The organism is Alkalimarinus alittae (assembly GCF_026016465.1).
Lineage (GTDB): Bacteria > Pseudomonadota > Gammaproteobacteria > Pseudomonadales > Oleiphilaceae > Alkalimarinus > Alkalimarinus alittae.
The window spans coordinates 1,940,872-1,959,793 of record NZ_CP100390.1 but is presented as its reverse complement, the minus strand read 5'-3'; the positions used below and the strand labels follow the sequence as shown (position 1 = coordinate 1,959,793).

Here is an 18,922-nt window from a genome sequence, read left to right as displayed (position 1 = left end):
AATGATAAATAATATAATCATAACCTACAGCTCAGTGACCATAAATTTCAAACGAAGAACCATTTAACTGAAGGTCATTTACATAAACAGACCCTATTGAGGCGCCACCTATATTAATAGTAGGGAGAACAATGTCGGCCTCAAACTGAACCACATCAAACTTTAACCCTTTACTACCTTTATAGATGTTTAAGTTAACCGGCATCATCAAATCTGATACACCGTAACTACTCACTTCCATATTCTCGATATAACCTGTGCCTGCAATAACAGCATCTTCGATACCGATACCCAAGAAATCAATTTCAACATCTAGGTCATCAATACCAAAACCTGCCTGGAGATTAATAACACTCGTGGCTTCATCTATTCTGATCTTTAACTCGGACGCAACACCGGTAAAACTTAGGCTCGACAATAAGGTAGTGTGACTAATCCCAGTAGACTGCATGAGCCTCCAAGCGCCTGTCGACACACCAAAATCGACCAAATTACCGTAAGCGGGCAACGGCTTAGCCACTATCCACAAATCACCATCATTCGCTACGTCTATATCAAGCTTAATTCCATCAAGCATATCACCCGAGTGAGAGCCTGGCCCCCAATCGATATTGAAATACTTCTGCTTGTTAGCACCGCCAATTAGAATATTTTCTATTGCGATACTACCGCCATCTGTGTACCGAAACTCTCCCATTTTCACTTTTGCACTTAGATCAATGGATATACCTGCCTGACCCGTCACATCACCCAACATACCATCATCAAGTGGTTGAATGTCCGCATGTGCGACAACAGGCAAGATAGAAAGCATCGACACGAATAGTTTACTATTCAAGTTCATCATCATATTCCTTTTATTATTGATGCTTGCTCAATGGTTGCAGCCTTACAGCATTACTCCCCTATACAGTAATAAAGAACCCGCAACCAGTGCATTTAACAGCTCAGTAACCCTAAAATTTACCCTTAAAGACTTACTAATCCGTTAAATTTTATCAAAAAAAAGCCACCCAATATGGGTGGCCTCTTCTTATACCATTGATGGTACGATCTTAGTGACCGTAAACATCCATAGTAGCAGTAACTTCTAGATCAGTGATGTAAACACTACCGATTGAAGTTCCACCTAAGTAGATATCTTCCATATCCATGTCTGCAGAGAAGTCTTTAACGTCAATGAACAGACCTTTAGCGCTAGCAGATACAACTGCTGCTGCGTGAGCGTAACCAGCTGTTGCTAGCTTGTTAGCACCACGGCTGTTGTTCATAGCGAAACGACCGATTTCAACATCCATGAAATCAAATTTCATAGCGTTAGCGGCTGAGTTTCCTGCCACACCACCTTCAACCTGGAAGTAAGCACTAACTGCTAGCTTAGAAGTATCTTCGTCGATGATGATATCAACAGGACCGATCTTACCACCCAACGCGATACCAGAAACAAGAACAGTGTTAGCTGCTGCTGCTGGAGCAAGTGGATCAACACTTGAACCTACAACGTAATCACTCTTACGTAGAGCAACCTCACCTAGCTTGAAGCCAAAATCTACGCCGTCAAACTTAGTGTTAGCTGCATCGTAACCGTTAGTAGTACCCAAGTGGATTACTAGATCGCCATCAGCGATTGCGCCATCAGCTAAGCCAGCGCCAGTTTCAAGAAGCTGTGCAACTGAAGTTACGTCTGCATCACCAGGAGTACCTGAGTAAGTACCTGCACGGTGAGCTGCGTATGCACCAATTGCTTGCTGCTGCTTAAGGTCTGAAGTTTGTGCTGCAAGATCAGCTAAACCAGTCGCTGGAGAATCAGCGATGTAGTCATTGATTTGTGCTTCAAGACCGAACTTGAAGTCACCGTTTGATTCGCCAGCACCGGCAACGTCTACAGTGATAGTGATGTTATCTAATGCAGTCTTAGAAGTGTCACCAGTAACGATACCAGATCCACCTAATTCCATACCAGTCATCGAGATGAAACCGCCATCTTTATACGCGATTTCGCCAACTTTTACGTTAGCAGTCAAATCGATAGTCAAACCTGCTTGACCAGTCATCTCGCCCATTACAGCATCATCAAGAGACTTAAGTTCTGCTTGTGCGCCAGCAGAGATAGCAGTGATTGCTGTTACTAATGCAATTTTATTCAGGCCTTTCATTTTATTCTCCTTAAAAGAATTTAATTGTTTTTGTTATTTGAAATAACACCACTCAGCGTTTTATTGTTTTGCTGCTTGGTTGAAAATCATTCTACGTAGTTTACGGTCAACTTCCGTGAAGATAGTCACACTTTGTTACTCAATATGAAGGAATGAAATAAAAACAACGACCATTTTACACTTTTTAACAAAGCAGCGTTTTTAAACTACTTTTCGGTTTTTGAACCAGCATCTAACACTAGGTCAGACTTAAAAAACACCTTAGGTGAATACTCTTGCTCACCCGCCCTACCATACATAATCACGCCGTTTACAGTTTCGAACTCGATAGCTCTAGCGACAGCAACACCCGGAAGGTGCTCAAGCTCTACTACAATCTTACTTTGAATCGTTCCATCTGATTTTTCATCTTCTAATATATAGTACACAGCACTGGCGACTATCTGCTCATTGACGGCATTAACATGCAATGTTTTTCTGATCGCCGGCAAAGCCAATGCAGGTGACGGTAATTTCTCTGGTTCAACACCGACATCAGCCCATACATAACGAACCTTTCCTCCACCAAACAGCGCAGCACCAAATGGATAAAACTTCCCATCTTTAGAAAGCTTTTCTTTCGCTTTCACTAAACTTTGTGCCATTAAATAGTTCATATTATTTAATGCGGTTGCTTTTGTTTCCTCTGTTATTTCTAATTTTAATACCTCTTCTGCATTAACAACATTTATTTGGATAGAGAGAAGTAGCGCAATTGTGACTTTAAAAAGCTTGTTATTTTTAATAAACACCGGCAACACCTTTAAATCATTGTTTAAGACAGTAGAGGAATGTACGTAATTAGAAATATAGTTTCAATATAAATGATAAACAAACGCAAACTTGATCACCGAAAAAACCTAATATATTAACCGCTTATCATTTAACAGCAGTAGTCACTTCCTCCCACATTAACTAACGTTAGTTACGCCTACCACTATTTAACACTTTCAATTAAAATAGTTTTTTTCAATAAAAGTTCCTTTAAGCATGCCACAGATAAGTGTTACCGAACATTCACACTACATTCCCATAGACACAGCCATTGGCTTACTTGAGAAACTAGGGGGGGCTGTTTGCCTATCTGGCACGTGGAATCAACCTGAAACATCCGTACGCTACGATATTATGTCTGCAGCACCGTCGCACCAGCTGCGCGAACACAATAATCAATTATCGATTACAACAAATGAAACAACCTCAGCTAGCAAAATGCCGTCAGGTCTTGAATGGCTAGATAAGCACCTCAATAAAATCGGCTCTCCCGCGCTTTTACTAACACCTGAAAAACTTAATCACTTACCTGTAATGCTGGGGTTCATTGGTTATGCCAGTTATGACTATGGCAAATTACTTGAGACACTTCCTGAAGCGACGATTAATGACACCCACCTCCCAGATTTATGCGGCGGGATTTACCACTGGAATTTAATCAACGATAAACAAACTCACACAACCTACCTACTGTTTGCCGATAGCTGCCCTCAATCGGTTAAATATTCAGTACTTGAAGCACTAAGTAACCCCCAACCTCAACAGAGTGTATTCTACTTAAAGACCCCCTTTAAACAGAACGAGCCTTTTAACACATACCAAAATGCATTTGCACAAATAAGCCGTTATATATCAGAGGGGGATTGCTACCAAATTAATTACGCCCATAGACATCAAGCTGAGTATGCGGGCAGCCCTTTGATAGCTTACACATGGCTTAATAATAAAATAAATACGCCCTACTCAGCTTACCTGCAGTTTGATGACCACCAAATCCTGTGTCTATCTCCTGAACGCTTCATTAATGTTGACGGTAACAATGTTCAAACTAAGCCTATAAAAGGGACTCGACCAAGAGATTTAAACAAAGAGAAGGACGAAGAACACATTAACACCTTGCAAAATAGCACGAAAGATCGCGCCGAGAACCTCATGATTGTTGACCTATTAAGAAATGATCTTAATAGAACCTGCATTCCAGGTAGCGTAAAAGTGCCAGACCTCTTTAAAATAGAAACATACCCCAATGTACATCACCTCGTGAGTACGATAACAGGGCAAAAGCCAGAATCTACCTCAGCACTAGAAGTTTTTAAACAAGCATTCCCTGGCGGTTCAATTACGGGCGCCCCCAAAATTAGAGCAATGGAAATTATTGAAGAACTTGAGCCTACCCGGCGAAGCATTTACTGCGGGTCTATTTTTTATGCCGGTTTTGATGGTCGCTTTGACAGCAACATATGTATCCGCACACTACTATGCAAGGATGATAATGTTTACTGCTGGGGTGGCGGAGGTATTGTGGCCGACTCTAATTGCGAAGATGAATATCAAGAGTCCATCACTAAGGTTAAGAACCTAATGGATGAACTGGAAAAAATGAGCGGACTAAGTTAACCGTTATGATGTAAGGGTAAGCCGCATGGTTTCACGCGACTTACCCTTCAAAACAGAAAAGTGTTTAGTTATGTACTAAGCTGGCTTTAATAAACTCTGCTTTTAGTTCTTCATATTCATGCACAGCAGGAAACTGCGGAAATTCATCAATAACGTTCTGCGGAGACTTGAACAAAATACCTGCCTCAGCCTGTTTAAGCATGGTGGTGTCGTTGTATGAGTCACCCGCCGCTACAACACGATAGTTAAGTAACTGAAATGCTCTAACTGATTGACGCTTTGGATCACGCTGTCTCAATAAGTAATTTGTAATCCGCCCTTCTTCATTCACCTCTAGCTTGTGACAAAGCAGTGCGGGGAAGCCCAGCTTCGCCATCAACGGCATAGCGAACTCATAAAACGTATCAGACAAAATCACTACTTGATACTTAGTACGTAACCAATCTAAGAATTCTTTAGCGCCAGGGATAGGGTCCAACTCACCGATAACCTCTTGTATGGCGGGCAAACCGTAACCATGCTCATCAAGAATACGAAGACGCTGCTTCATCAATACGTCGTAATCTGGAATATCGCGTGTTGTTGCCTTTAACTCTTCAATACCGGTTTTTTCTGCAAAAGCGATCCAAATCTCAGGGATTAAAACCCCTTCTAAATCAAGGCAAGCCAGTTCCACGATAGACTCCAAATGTTACTTATTAAATAGTTTTAGTTTGTTTCGAGGCGACAATAATATAGAAATATAATTGAGTGGCAAGCCCTCATTAAACTGACTATTGATTTAACATACTGTATAGCTATTAATTTATTCTTTTTTATTCTTTTTTATTCTAACTCGCTATCTGATAAGCTCTTATTTATAGAACATAATGGCTATATAGCGTATAGCGCTATATAGGTCAGTCAAAATCGAGATTACGACACCGAGAACCCAAATGACATCATTTAATCACGACATTGAAGCACTTAATAAAGAACTGAGCTCTAAATCCCCCCGAGAGATCATTAAATTTGCACTATCTAGCTTTGACAATATTGCCGTATCATTCAGCGGCGCTGAAGATGTAGTGCTAATTGAGCTTGCCCACAAACTCGCCAATCCTCTACAGGTTTTTTCGCTCGATACTGGGCGATTACACCCAGAAACATACCGATTTATCGATCAGGTCAGAAATCATTACAATATCGACATCGAAACCATGTCACCACAACCTGAAAAACTACAAGCGCTCACTAAAGCAAAAGGGTTATTTAGCTTTTACGAAGACGGACATTCTGAATGCTGTGGTATTAGAAAGATTGAACCTCTTCGCAGAAAACTAGCCACCGTTGATGCATGGATAACCGGACAACGAAAAGATCAAAGCCCAGGAACACGCTCAAATGTAGCTGTAGTAGAAATAGATGAAGCATTTTCAACGCCAGACAAAAAGCTTATAAAATTTAATCCACTGGCAAATTGGAGTTCCGAAGACGTTTGGAACTACATTAAAATGTCTGAAGCACCTTACAACCAACTACATGAGAAAGGCTATATCAGCATCGGTTGCGAGCCTTGCACTCGCCCTGTGTTGCCTAATCAGCATGAACGTGAAGGCCGCTGGTGGTGGGAAGAAGCCACGCATAAAGAATGTGGGCTACATGCCGGAAACATTGAAAAATAGTATTAATATAAGGGCAGAGCTATGAGTCTGCCCTTATAACCTCAATAAGTCGGCAGATCAATCCCTTCGAACACTTGCTCTAACTCAGCCTTATTACTATGACACCGGTACGCCTCGTCAATAATATCTTTGGTTAAGTGCGAAGCAAACCGGTTAATAAATTCATACATATACCCTCGCAAAAAGGTTCCCTTCCTAAAGCCTATTTTGGTAATACTCGAGGTAAATAGTTTACTGGCATCTAAAGCGACCAGGTCACTGTCTACTTTTTCGTCATACGCCATTTTAGCGATTATCCCAACCCCTAGACCTAGTCGTACATAGGTTTTGATAACGTCGGCATCAGCAGCAGTAAACACCACATTTGGGCTTAACCCTTTGGAGCTAAAGGCGTCGTCTAATTTAGAGCGTCCAGTAAAACCAAATACATAAGTAACCAGTGGAAACTTCACCAGTTCTTCTAGACTTAATTCAGATACCTGCGTTAACGGATGGTTTTTAGGGACGATAACGCATCGATTCCATTTATAGCAGGGCATCATAATGAGATCAGAAAAATGGTCTAGCGCCTCGGTTGCGATAGCAAAGTCCACAGTGCCGTTAGATGCCATTTCTGATATTTGCATCGGTGTGCCTTGATGCATATGCAATGAAACTTCAGGGTATTCTTTAATAAAGCTTTGAATCACATTCGGTAACGCATAGCGAGCTTGTGTATGGGTGGTGGCTATCGCTAAATCACCTTTTCGTTCATTACTAAATTCTTGGGCAATTTGTTTTATCCCTTCTACTTTACGTAAAATTTCACCCGCTACCTTAATGATTGTTTCACCTGCAGGCGTTACTCGCGTTAAATGTTTACCACTTCTGGCAAACACTTCAACCCCTAACTCATCTTCTAACAACCTGATTTGCTTACTAATTCCAGGCTGTGACGTAAATAAACTCTGAGCAGTTGCTGAGACATTTAGGTCATGGTGAGCTACTTCCCATATGTAGCGTAGTTGTTGTAATTTCATCCATCCTCCCATCTCTGCAGAATTAATTGCCCAAACCTAACAATTTGGAATAAAAATATAAACAAATATTCCTTTTCAGAATAGAACAAACTCTATAAATTGGCTAATGATCTTTGTTTATTCCTTAATATTAAAGGTAGTGTAGACCACTTTTATGGAAACACTGTTTGAAATTCATACAATTATGTATATTTTGGCGGGCGCTGGTGTCGGCTTAGCCGTGGGTGTAACAGGTGTTGGAGGCGGATCTTTAATGACCCCTCTATTACTACTTTTTGGTTTTCCCACCCATATAGCGATAGGTACAGACCTTATTTATGCCGCCATCACAAAAAGTGGTGGTGTGTTTTCGCATCAACGGCAATCAACTATTCAATGGGATGTTGTATTTCGACTTGCACGAGGCAGCATACCCGCATCTATCATTACCGTTATATTGCTGAACGTTTATTTTGAGGACTCTGAGACTTATACCCATGTACTTGTCACAACTCTCGGTGTAATGCTTATTCTTACCTCTATCGTTTTATTGTTTAAAAAACGTCTGCAGGCAATAAGTAAAGCTAGATTAAAGAGTGATTCTTTTTTAACAACACACCGCAATAGCCTAACAACCGTAATGGGTGTTTTACTCGGTATTTGTGTAACGCTTTCTTCAGTCGGTGCCGGCGCATTCGGGGCGGCTATTCTATTGGTCTTATACCCCCACCTAAGCCCTATTAAAGTCATTGGAACGGATATCGCACACGCAGTTCCTTTAACGCTAATAGCGGGGCTCGGACATTTATCGTTAGGGAATGTTAATTTTATTCTTTTATTCAGTCTATTAATTGGCTCTCTTCCTGCCATACATTTAGGTACAATGTTAGGAAAAAGGTTGCCTGATAAAGTACTACAGCCAACTCTCGCCAGTATTTTATTGATAATTGGTGTAAAGTACGCATTCTTCTAATAATGAACAGATGTACCTGACGTTTAGCGAGTGAGGTACTCAAAATGTCCGATTATTTAAATATTTAGTCTGTGTGTCCTTTAATTTCTTGACAACAGAGCTGATTATTGGAGAATTTTAGTATTGCCTATTTTATCTATATGGACATAAACGCGCTTAATGCTGTTAAAGACTAAATTCTTAGCTCCTGCTTACAATCCTAAAAGCGTCGAAAGAAACCGCCTTATAAGTCGTCTTGAAAACCGTCATGGGCGTAAACTCACGACAATAGTAGCTCCTGCAGGGTACGGTAAAACTACCCTCGTTACTCAATGGATTCACAGCCAAGAAATCACCTATAGTTGGCTATCACTTGATGAACCCGACAACGAATCAAGACGGTTTTGGCAATACATTATTGGCACGCTGGCAAACTCTTTTGACAGCATTGGCGTCGAATCTCTCAAACTGTTAAACGACAACCAAACACCTATCGAAGCAGCCGTTACAGCATTAGTAAATGAAATCTGTAGCATTACGAGTAGCTCGCCTATTTATCTTATTCTTGATGACTACCACCGTATAACAAATACAGAGATTCATCAGTCCATTACATTTTTGATTGATTATTTACCTCAAAACATACAAATGGTAATAACCAGTCGTGTTGAGCCAGCACTGCCTATTGCACGTTGGCGTGTGAGAAATATAGTCGATGAAATTCACGCCCATGACCTTGCCTTTTCGATAGACGAAAGCAGGCTTTTCTTTAATGAATATATGAGCCTGAATTTATCAGATGAAGATATTGCGCTTGCAAGAGAAAAATCAGAAGGCTGGGTCGCTGCCATGCAACTCGCAGCCATATCTACTCAGGGTAACCCGACTGCAGCATCTAGCAGCGATGTATTTAGTCATTATTCGGGCGAGCATAAGTTAATTAGCGATTATGTACTTAGTGAGATACTTGATTCACAGCCAGATAACATCAAGTCTTTTTTACTTGAAACCTCTTGCCTGATCAGACTGAACGCTCAGCTATGTGATGCACTACGCCAAAGTAATGACAGCCAGAGCTACCTAGAAGAGCTCAACCGAATTAATTTATTTATTATTCCTCTAGACACTCAAAATAACTGGTTTCGATATCACGACTTATTTCGTGAATCTTTATTACAGCGCCTCAAACAAAACAACCCAAAAGACCTTGTGCTATTTCAAGAAAGAGCCATTAACTGGCTACTTCAACAAGGCCAATTACATGAAGCAATCAACCAGCTTATTCAGTTAAAAGATTGGTCTTGGCTCGCAAGAGCACTTGAAGTACATGGCAACAATTTAATCCATGAAGGTTATCATCTTCCTGTTTTAGAATGGCTGTCTTATATTACTGACGATACCCTAGATGAACACCCTCGACTCATCATGCTAAAAGTCTGGGCGCTCTTTTTTAGTAATAAAATTGAAACCACACTGCCTCTGCTCGATCGACTTGAAGACATTCTTGATAAAAGGGTTTGTGACTCACACCCCGAAGCACAAGACGCACTGGCGCTTCATAGTGAAATTTCGCTCATTCGCTCTTACCTAGCAAGATCTCAAAGCGATTTAGCAAGTGCAACTGACCTGACTCAACAAGTGCTTGATGACTTAGATAACTCCAACATGCCATTAAAGTCAGTGACCTATTATGGCTTAGGAATGGACTGTTTTGCACAAGGCGATTTATCATCCGCCCGCTCAGCACTACAAGCCTCTATAGAGTATGGTAAAAATGAAAAACGATTCACTACGGTCTTATCAAGTACTGGCTTGCTAGGCTGGATACTGTATTACCTAGGTGAACTCGATCTAGCAAGAGAAATTTGCACGAGCAATCAATCGTGGATAGACGGCTATCATGATCCATCTCAACCTAAATTAATTTCTTGCTGGCAAAACTGTGCCCTCGCACAAATTTATCGTGAGAAAAACCAGCTGACTACAGCAGAGTCGTATATCAACCCGCTGTTAAACCATCTAGAAGTTGGAACAGAACCTGGTCAACATATTCTTATTCAGTATGTTCGAGCCTACATGGCTTTTTCTGTCGGTGATTATAAGTCGGCCATTACTTGGCTCGATGACGCTATTAACGTCTATGAACACAAGCAAGATTCACTCATGTTTGAACCCCCTTCACTCGATGCATTAAGAACTCGCTGTTATCTTGCCTTAGGCGAAAACATAAAAGCTGAACACTGGGTTAAAACAGTCGAAAAAGCCGCTGTCTCTATCTCTCAAGTCAATAAAGAGCAGCAAGATATCACCGTCGCACGCGTATTGATATCTCAAGCTCATTACCAAAAAGCAATTACTAAACTGACTGCAGTTTGTGAAGAAGCAACAAAAGACCACCACATTAAACACTTGATAGAGCTTTGGATTCTACAAGCGATTGCATATTCAAAGCTGAATAATATCGAGCAATCTCGCGATGCGATAACAGAGGCCATGATTCTTGCTTCAAAAGAAGGCATCATCAAAGCTTTTTGTGATGAAGGCAGCCTGGTAAGGGACTTAGTCATATTAGGTAATAGCGTGAGCATTCCAGATAGCTATAAAAATGAACTTAATGCTGCTCTCAATATTAGCACTCAAGACAAAGAGGTTAAATTAGTTGAAACACTTCCGACTAAAACAACGGCTACTTTGCAAGAGCCGCTAAGCCAGCGAGAGCAAGAAGTGCTTACATTGATTAATGAAGGCTTAGCAAATAAAGTTATCGCCAGTCAGCTATTCTTAGCCCCTGCGACAGTAAAAGCACATATTCGTAATATTTATGGAAAAATCGGCGCAAAAAGCCGAACAGAAGCGCTAGCAAAAGCCCGAGAATACGGTTTATTGTAGCTTTTGACGGTACAAATGTTCAATTTACGCCCTTTGGACGATTACACTACGCCCCCCTAAGCCTTATTATTAAACCATGATGAATTGAGTTGAACAAAACACGAATTCAGGCCTTGTGTTTTCTTTATCAACTAACCATTTGTACTAATGATAGAGCGCTGGCCTTACAGCCTCATACAATAAGCGGTAGCAGTCGAATGATTGTTACCGTTTTTTTTTGATAAAATTTTAGTTCGCGCCGTTTAATCGTACCGACGCTTAAACGGCGGCAACGAATCAATAATCATCTTACCATACCGCCGATTGACCAATCGACTATCAAATAATGTCACTTGCCCATAATCACTTTCTGCTCTTAATAGCCGTCCACACGCCTGTATTAGTTTCGTTGAGGCCTCTGGCACTGTTATCTCCATAAAGGGGTTTCCGCCTCGTGACTCTATCCACTCACTTAAGCCCGCCTCTATAGGGTCATTAGGAACAGCAAAGGGTATTTTTGCAATTAACACGTTCGTTAAGTAATCACCGGGCAAGTCTATTCCTTCTGCAAAGGAGGCTAATCCAAAAATAACGCTTGTCTCCCCTTCATCTATTTTTCGCTTATGTTCTTTTATAACCTCTTGCTTACTCATTTCATCCTGACTGATAGTTTGTGTTCTTAACGCTGTGGGTAGCCCGTCTAGTACTTCATTCATTTGTTTTCTAGAACTAAAGAGCGCTAAAGTGCCTTGATGACCTTCTAAGAATTGAGGAAATAGCTCAATAAGCTCTTCAGTATGTGCAACACTATTGCCAGGGTCAGACTTCATCGAAGGCAAACGCAAGGTCGCCACTTCGCCATAGTTAAACGGGCTGGTAACCGCTAAGTAGGCACTTTCATCTGGTAGACCCGATTTATTGGTTAAACGATTAAAGTTGCCCAATGAGGTTAATGTTGCGGACGTAATAAGAGCCGCATAGCATTTAGACCATAACCGAGAATAAAGCAGGCTATCAGCCATTAACGGACTTCCAAATAACTCAATGTCTTCAAAGTTATCGAATACTTTTTTAACTGCCCAACGAGCAGAAGGTGGCTGACCTTTAATGTCATCAGTAGAAAAAAAACGCCATAGGTCTTGATAAGACTGACCGCGCGATAGCGTTGAACCAATAACAGGAAACCAGCTTTCACCATCTTCTTTACTTAAACTTGCATCCGGTTTCTCATCCATTGATCGAATAATATCGTTGTTTATTTCATCAACTAACCGGCATAACCCTATAAACAATTTAAGCAGTTCTGATGATATGGATTTTAATTCATCAGGTACAACGCCCTCAGCAAAACGGTATACGATCTGGTTATCTCGTTGCTGCCCCATAGGCGATGGCCGCTGGCCATACCGATCGTCACTGGCATTCCAATCTAATGATTGCTCCATTCGAAGATAGAGCGCTTCAATTTGATCGTGAATAGACGGTGTCAGAGTGGTTATTTCTTCAGCTTTTGTTCTTAACCGAGAGGAAGGCTTAATATACGGCAGTAATTCAGTGAATACTTTTGACGTTTGCTTTAACCAATTTTGGCAGCCTTTAAGTGGCGAGTGCACCGCGAAGTGCCCTAGTGCTTTATCAGCCAAGTGGTGAGCCTCATCAAACACATAAATAGCATCTTCAGGAGCCGGTAGAACAACCCCGCCCCCCAATGACAAATCTGCCAAAATTAAGTCATGATTAGCCACTATCACGTCTGCATCTTCGAGTAACTTTCTAGATTCATAGTAACTACAACTGTGAAAGTAACTACAGCGTCGATTAGAGCATTGTTGATTATCGGTTGTGACTAGACTCCAAGCTTTATTTTCGACATTGTCTGGCCATTTATCTCGATCACCATCCCACTGTTGGTTGGCGTACGCTGAAAACATATTTTGGTACAGCGGTTTATTATCAGGAGACCCCAATCCATTATCAAGCATAAACAGAGGCAGACTATCTTGAACTGACCCATCATTCGCTAACTGTGTTTCGAGCTTACTTAAACAAAGGTAGCGCCCACGCCCTTTTGCTAATGCAAACTTAAATTTTAGCCCACTATTATTTACAATATCTGGCAAGTCTTTAGCCACGATTTGTTCTTGCAACGCGGTTGTAGCAGTAGAAATAATGAGTTTTTTATTATGACTTAATGCTAGCGGAATCGCTGAGATGCAGTACCCTAATGTTTTACCTGTACCAGTACCTGCTTCGACTACACATACTTTATGCTTAGACTTTCTAATTCCTTTTGAGTCAGACTCTATCCCCCCTAAATAGCGAGCGAATTCAGCAATCATCTGACGTTGCCCATATCGAGACTTATAGTCTTTTTTGGATAAGAATTTTGAATATGCAGATTGAATTTCTGCTTTTACGTCATCTGTTAGCATGTTAGGTCTACGGAATATGGGATATTTTAATAAACTCAGCGAATGGCGCTGTACTACCTAGGCGAATACCAATCTCTCAGCACACCCATCTTGAAAGGGTCGCCATCTATTGAAAGTATGATGCCATCTTCTATAATTTTCTCGACCTTCATACCCGAGAACGTCTGGCCTTCTCTTAAATAGATATTATTGATCATGACCCTTCGGGCGCTGGGCGTATCGGTATAAATGTGGCTATTAAAGGCCATGTCAGGAATCTTGATTTGAAACTCGTGAGGTTTTTCAGATACGCGAGGCACCGAAGACAGATCTACGATGGGACGTTTATCTGTGTAGCCGCCTGTGTCTTGACCCGCGTTAGCGTGCCTGTTCACTGCAGTATTTTCGTCGGCCGTTTCATCAACTACAGCCGTGTAAGCGGGCCCAGTATAAGGTCGAGATTTGCCTTTAGGTGTTATAATCGTCGGCGCTTCTTGCACCCGCTCTTGAGGTACACCCCTTTCTTGTTCGGTTCTATATCGTTGATAGCCACTGCTTGGCGTGATCACTTCTGGCGACTCAACCGCCGTATATACAACACTTGGCTGTTGCTGGACCCGAAACGGTTCAGGCTGCATTTCTTGTTCAGTTAATGCCTGCTGGTGCGGAACACCTGACACTGACCCATGCACAAGTGGCTGCACATTAGAGGCAATAACGACAGCATTACTATTCACGTTTGCTACCGTTTTAGACTCAATAGACGTATTAGTCGCGCTATTCGTGCTATCTAACTCATCACTGTGGTCTATCGCGCCAACAACATCAGCAGACACTGAGTCTTCAACAGGTGTTTTAGCTACAGGCTTTTCTGTCAAGACCCAAAACCCAACAAAGCAAACATTGAGCACCAGCAGTGCACCGATCACCCACAACCAAAGAGAAGATTTTGATTTAGGCATATGAATCAGTGTTGAGTTTGAGCCCAAATTGGGTAGCTGGCCTTGATGCCTTTCTTCTTCAGACTTCTTAAGCGCGTCTAGTATGTATGACATTAAATAATCTCGTTAACCATTACGACTTGGGTAACTCAAGCGGATTTGTATCCTTAAACAGTTTAGGAATACCCGGGTTTATATAGTTATTAAGGTGAATGAGTGTTAATGCACCAGCAATTCCATCAGGCGTTAACCCCACTGATGTTTGAAACCACTGAACCTTTTCTTCAAGTGATGAGTTATCATCTCTTTGAAAAACGCCCTCGTCTGAAGACCCAAACTGTGCAGCTTTAACCGTAAGAATTTGGCCGTTTAGCCATTTCGCAGGGTCATTTATAGCGCCCGGCTTTATGACTCTAGACTTGTAAGGCGGCAACCTCCAAATGACAGAGTAATCTCCAAACCATTGTTTATCTATGGCTTCTTTGGACGTCCATATCGTTTTTTGTCCTAGAGAGATTTTCGCAAAGTCCCCGTCTATTTCAAGCAAACCTATAAAAAACTCTTGTCCTTTTTGATTCGTCAACCGCATGACGACTGGTCGGTTTATTTGAATCAAACTACGCCAATTGCCCTGCTTATGGAGACAACTAAGACCTTGAGATTCGGCAAAATCACACACGAGTTTATTGTTCTCTGCAGAATATCGAACCCCCCATTGAGATAAGACGGCTTCGTACGCCGACAGCTTATTATTAAAGGGCGGAGCCGTATATTTAAGGCTGCTGACGTACCGACTGCCATAACGTTCTTTAGGGTCTAACTTTTCGTCTTCACCATCTGATACTGTGTCGGCCTCTGTCAATGAAGCCGCTATCGACTCACCTTCTGTCAACACTGCATTATCTTCGATACTTAGGTCAGTCTCTTCGACCTTAACAGCCTCTTGTTCAATACCTTGTGTAACCAAAGGCTTATTGGCACTTAACGCAGCTAAAATGATGATTAACACTGCCCCAAAAACTGCACCAATACTTGTACCGGTTACCACCCAACTCGGCACGATAGTAAATAACGATTTACGCTTATTAGCGCCAATCTCTTTAAATGCTTGCTTTATATTACGGGAAGACACCGTCATTGAGTTTTCAGCATAAGCACCGAGTAATGCCCTGTCGCAAACAAGGTTTATAAGGCGAGGTATACCACCACTTTTTCGGTAAATTGTTTTGATGGCGGAGGCTTGAAAAAGATCTTGTTTCTGCCCTGCTACGGCTAGCCTATAACGAATATAGGCTGTTACTTCTTCTTTATTTAACGATCTGAGATGATATCTTGCCGTAATACGCTGAGATAGCTGACGTAGCTCTTGCCGTGAAAGCATGTCATGCAGTTCGGGTTGACCAAGCAAGATAATTTGAAGTAACTTTTTCTCGGACGTTTCAAGGTTAGTAAGCAACCTAAGCTGTTCTAACACATCTATACGGAGGTTTTGCGCCTCATCGATCACCAATACCGTATGCCGCCCCTCGGAGTGGGCCTGTAGCAAATAGTGACTTATTAGGTCGTTATAGATCTTTATAGAAGCGCCAGCAGGATATTGAATACCGAATTCATCGCAAATATTTGCTAACAACTCTCTGGCAGATAGTTTTGGATTAACAATAAACGCGACATCAGTATTTTCAGGCACTTGCTGCAAAAAGCAGCGGCAAATCGTTGTTTTACCGGTACCGACTTCGCCCGTCAGTACCACAAAGCCACCCTGGCCTGAAACACCGTATAACAAATGAGCGAGCGCCTCTTTATGACGCTCACTCATATATAAGTAACGTGGATCAGGGGCTATTGAAAAAGGTAACTCTTTCAGACCGAAATAGTCGCGGTACATAGATTATCTAAGACGCCGTTTGATTAAAATAGATTAAGTCCAAGACTGCATGCTCAACACTTGGTGCGACCAAATAGTATATACGGTGATGCTCCCGCAGTCTTAATTTATATGAAAAATGATAATAACGATGTCTAAGGACAAATAAAACTCTCTTTTAAAATAGTTTAAAACAAACGGCAATTAACTCGCAATGATTCTTAACTCTGCTTTTGACCGTGTGGCTTTAACTTTTAATCTCGAAATGCAGTTTTCAAGGGTTTGACTAATTTTGGCGTGGGTTCGAATCATCGCGAGTTTTGGCCAAGTAGCCCTTTCACCCTGAAGTATGAGCTCTTTAACTAGCTCTTGAGAAGGGTTTCTTAATATATTCATATAATGACGTAAAGTATAATGCGGTGCGACAGTAACATCACCATAATAGTTCTGAGCCAGTATGGAATACATATGACCTGAAACCTGCCTAAATAGTTCGTTATTCACATTGTTCCTAAGGTAATCAAACGTGGCCTTACCATGAAACTGAACTTCAGACTTTAAAATTCTAGCCGGTAGCGATAGAGGGCCGCTCTGCTTGACCTTATTGTTCATTTCCATAAACGGGACAATATGAGGGTTGGTCTGACTCACGATAGAGAAATTAACATCATATAGGTGCATCAACCGCTCTACGGGTAAATCACTAACCACTGAACCATCAACCCAACGTAGACTGGACATATACGGTACAAGGTTGCCATCAATATCTTTTTTCATCAGTTTAACGGGGGGAAATATTCCTGGCACAGAGCAAGACGCCAGACTTGCACTCCACACCGACAAATACGGTGATGTGAAACCACTTAATAGGCGTTCTTTTTGGTGTTCATGTACTGGCGAAACAGTAATATTAATACTACGCCCTGTTCGCTCATAGGCTTCCTGAAAAGAATATTCACCAATATTAGTTCTCAAGCAGTTTTCTAACTGCTTTTGATCCATAAAGCCTTTTCCCTTCAGGCCACTCATGATGCCCAGCCACTTCCACGCTTTAAGATTGTGGCGATTAGGGTCTAACATTTCTGGTAACTCTGCATCTGTATGCGTACCCAACATCGCAGCAATAATAGACCCAACACTTGAGCCTGCAACAACCTGTGGCAGTAAACCACGCTCCCACAACGCTTTAATAACACCGATATGGAACATGCCTAAAGATGCACCGCCACTCAACAAGAGTGCTGGTCGACCATAACTTAGCAGCGTATCTTTAAAGAAATCGAGTTTTTCTTTGTCTGTTAATTCAGGGATTTTTTGGTCACAGATATAATTTAGCGATTCACAGACTTGGTTAATGTATTCTTCAATTAAATGCTTTGTGCCTATATTACTTCGATTATAAAGCTCACTATTACCCATATTACCTAAATCATGGTGCAAACCTTCTCTTAGGCAGCGCAACATCGTGTCATGGTCTTTTTTTCGACTACATTCACGCAACTCACTTAAACGGTCATATATTAGCTCATAGTTATAGAGGTCGGATGCAAACGCTTCTTTCCACTCAACATTTCGATCGATGTAATCAAGCTCAAGAGCAGCGTCTTTCCAAGTGTCATAATCTCGGGCTTGAGCCATTTGTTTTTTATATTTTTTAGCTTTATTAATCATTAGTACTCGGCCAACTAAACAGCGGATTGATTAAATTCCATACATTATTAACTATAGGCAGATTTAAAGGTTTTTGCTGTGAACAAATGTAACAGGAGGAAAGGCTTAAACATAAGCCGCTCTGAGAACGGCTTAGAAACATTAGTACAAGATACAATACCTTAAAATTAATTACGTGCTAGAAATCATCGAAATCATCGAAGCTTTCATCTGCAAATGGGTCATCAACAACGCCATCATTAATAAGAAATCCACGGTACTGAACATACGCATTTCTAAGAAATGTATATTTATCACCCATAATAAGGTTTTCTGACGCTAGCAAATCTGCTCGTAAGTCGATAAACCAGATTGTCTTTTTAGCCACAAAAACACCAAATGAGTCAGACTGGTAGAATTGAGGATCAAGAAATATATCAACCGCAATACCGGTCGTATCTCTGATCGTTGAAGGGCCAAGAAACGGTAAGACAACATACGGACCTGAGTTAACACCCCAGACAGCTAATGTTTGACCAAAATCTTCTTTTTTCTTCTCTAGTCCAAACCCAGTCGACACATCAAAAAAACCAGCAAGACCAAACGTCGTATTAAACATCACACGCGTAGTCATTTCTATCGCCTGCCCACCTTTGGCCTGAAGCAACGAGTTACTAATACTAACAACATCAGCAATATTGCCAAAGAAGTTGGTAATGCCCTTATCGATAATTGAAGGTGTAATGGTCTTATACCCAACAGCGACAGGCCTAAAGATATATTGATCTAGCGTGTCATTAAACGAAAAGACCGCACGATTGTATTTTTCCCAGGGGTCTATTTCATTTTGACCATAGGAAAAAGCATCCTCATTAGCAAACGCAGCGCTTTGCAATGTAGAAAGCGAAAGAATAAGTAAGAATAAACTCCTTGTGAACGATGCTTGCATTAACCTTTGATTCCTATTTCTCATGATACTATTAAA

At 41.3% G+C, this 18,922-nt stretch carries 14 protein-coding genes; 4 read left to right on the top strand and 10 right to left on the bottom strand.

Translation table 11 applies throughout. The features are described from left to right. Positions 1–31: 31 nt before the first annotated feature. From NKI27_RS08890 to NKI27_RS08880, 3 genes are all read right to left on the bottom strand, one after another. Positions 32–838, bottom strand: coding sequence for a DUF6160 family protein (locus NKI27_RS08890; protein ID WP_265049306.1), 807 nt, complete (start codon positions 836–838; stop codon positions 32–34). Between the two features lie 217 nt (positions 839–1,055). Then, entirely contained in the window at positions 1,056–2,156 is a 1,101-nt protein-coding gene (locus NKI27_RS08885; RefSeq protein ID WP_265049305.1) for a DUF6160 family protein, read from the bottom strand. A 206-nt stretch (positions 2,157–2,362) separates the two neighbouring features. Continuing rightward, the gene (locus NKI27_RS08880; protein ID WP_265049304.1) at positions 2,363–2,947 is read right to left on the bottom strand and encodes a hypothetical protein; all 585 of its coding nucleotides are present in this window, start codon (positions 2,945–2,947) and stop codon (positions 2,363–2,365) included. A gap of 238 nt (positions 2,948–3,185) precedes the next feature. Here NKI27_RS08880 and pabB point away from each other — a divergent pair, with 238 nt between their 5' ends. Continuing rightward, positions 3,186–4,586 carry an aminodeoxychorismate synthase component I gene (pabB, locus tag NKI27_RS08875; protein WP_265049303.1) on the top strand — a complete coding sequence of 467 codons (1,401 nt, stop codon included), beginning with the start codon at positions 3,186–3,188 and terminating at the stop codon, positions 4,584–4,586. Between the two features lie 64 nt (positions 4,587–4,650). Here the strand turns inward: pabB and thrH are convergent, their stop codons facing one another. Next, positions 4,651–5,262: a bifunctional phosphoserine phosphatase/homoserine phosphotransferase ThrH gene (gene thrH, locus NKI27_RS08870; protein WP_251812196.1), complete on the bottom strand. Its 612-nt coding sequence runs from the start codon at positions 5,260–5,262 to the stop codon at positions 4,651–4,653. 259 nt (positions 5,263–5,521) lie between these two features. On the opposite strand from thrH, the gene NKI27_RS08865 reads away from it, so the two are divergent. Next, positions 5,522–6,250, top strand: coding sequence for a phosphoadenylyl-sulfate reductase (locus tag NKI27_RS08865; protein ID WP_265049302.1), 729 nt, complete (start codon positions 5,522–5,524; stop codon positions 6,248–6,250). A gap of 41 nt (positions 6,251–6,291) precedes the next feature. On the opposite strand, the gene cysB is transcribed toward NKI27_RS08865, so the two are convergent. Next, positions 6,292–7,269 (bottom strand): HTH-type transcriptional regulator CysB, encoded by a 978-nt coding sequence (gene cysB, locus NKI27_RS08860; protein WP_265049301.1) that lies wholly within the window; start codon positions 7,267–7,269, stop codon positions 6,292–6,294. Positions 7,270–7,423: 154 nt separating this feature from the next. Here cysB and NKI27_RS08855 point away from each other — a divergent pair, with 154 nt between their 5' ends. Together NKI27_RS08855 and NKI27_RS08850 are read left to right on the top strand one after the other, a co-directional pair. After that, a complete protein-coding gene (locus tag NKI27_RS08855) occupies positions 7,424–8,221 on the top strand; it encodes a sulfite exporter TauE/SafE family protein (RefSeq protein WP_265049300.1) in 798 nt (265 codons plus the stop codon). A gap of 159 nt (positions 8,222–8,380) precedes the next feature. Continuing rightward, entirely contained in the window at positions 8,381–11,089 is a 2,709-nt protein-coding gene (locus tag NKI27_RS08850) for a LuxR C-terminal-related transcriptional regulator (protein ID WP_265049299.1), read from the top strand. A 242-nt stretch (positions 11,090–11,331) separates the two neighbouring features. Here the strand turns inward: NKI27_RS08850 and dinG are convergent, their stop codons facing one another. The 5 genes from dinG to NKI27_RS08825 all read right to left on the bottom strand — a co-directional run bounded on the left by dinG (position 11,332) and on the right by NKI27_RS08825 (position 18,886). Continuing rightward, entirely contained in the window at positions 11,332–13,500 is a 2,169-nt protein-coding gene (gene dinG / locus NKI27_RS08845; RefSeq protein ID WP_265049298.1) for an ATP-dependent DNA helicase DinG, read from the bottom strand. Positions 13,501–13,553: 53 nt separating this feature from the next. Next, the gene (locus NKI27_RS08840; protein ID WP_265049297.1) at positions 13,554–14,534 is read right to left on the bottom strand and encodes a general secretion pathway protein GspB; all 981 of its coding nucleotides are present in this window, start codon (positions 14,532–14,534) and stop codon (positions 13,554–13,556) included. 19 nt (positions 14,535–14,553) lie between these two features. Further along, the gene (locus NKI27_RS08835) at positions 14,554–16,239 is read right to left on the bottom strand and encodes an ExeA family protein (protein ID WP_265049296.1); all 1,686 of its coding nucleotides are present in this window, start codon (positions 16,237–16,239) and stop codon (positions 14,554–14,556) included. A gap of 252 nt (positions 16,240–16,491) precedes the next feature. Continuing rightward, on the bottom strand, positions 16,492–17,958 hold the full coding sequence (locus tag NKI27_RS08830; RefSeq protein ID WP_265049295.1) for a DUF3336 domain-containing protein: 1,467 nt from the start codon (positions 17,956–17,958) through the stop codon (positions 16,492–16,494). Between the two features lie 178 nt (positions 17,959–18,136). Then, entirely contained in the window at positions 18,137–18,886 is a 750-nt protein-coding gene (locus tag NKI27_RS08825; RefSeq protein ID WP_265049294.1) for an MlaA family lipoprotein, read from the bottom strand. Positions 18,887–18,922 lie beyond the last annotated feature (36 nt).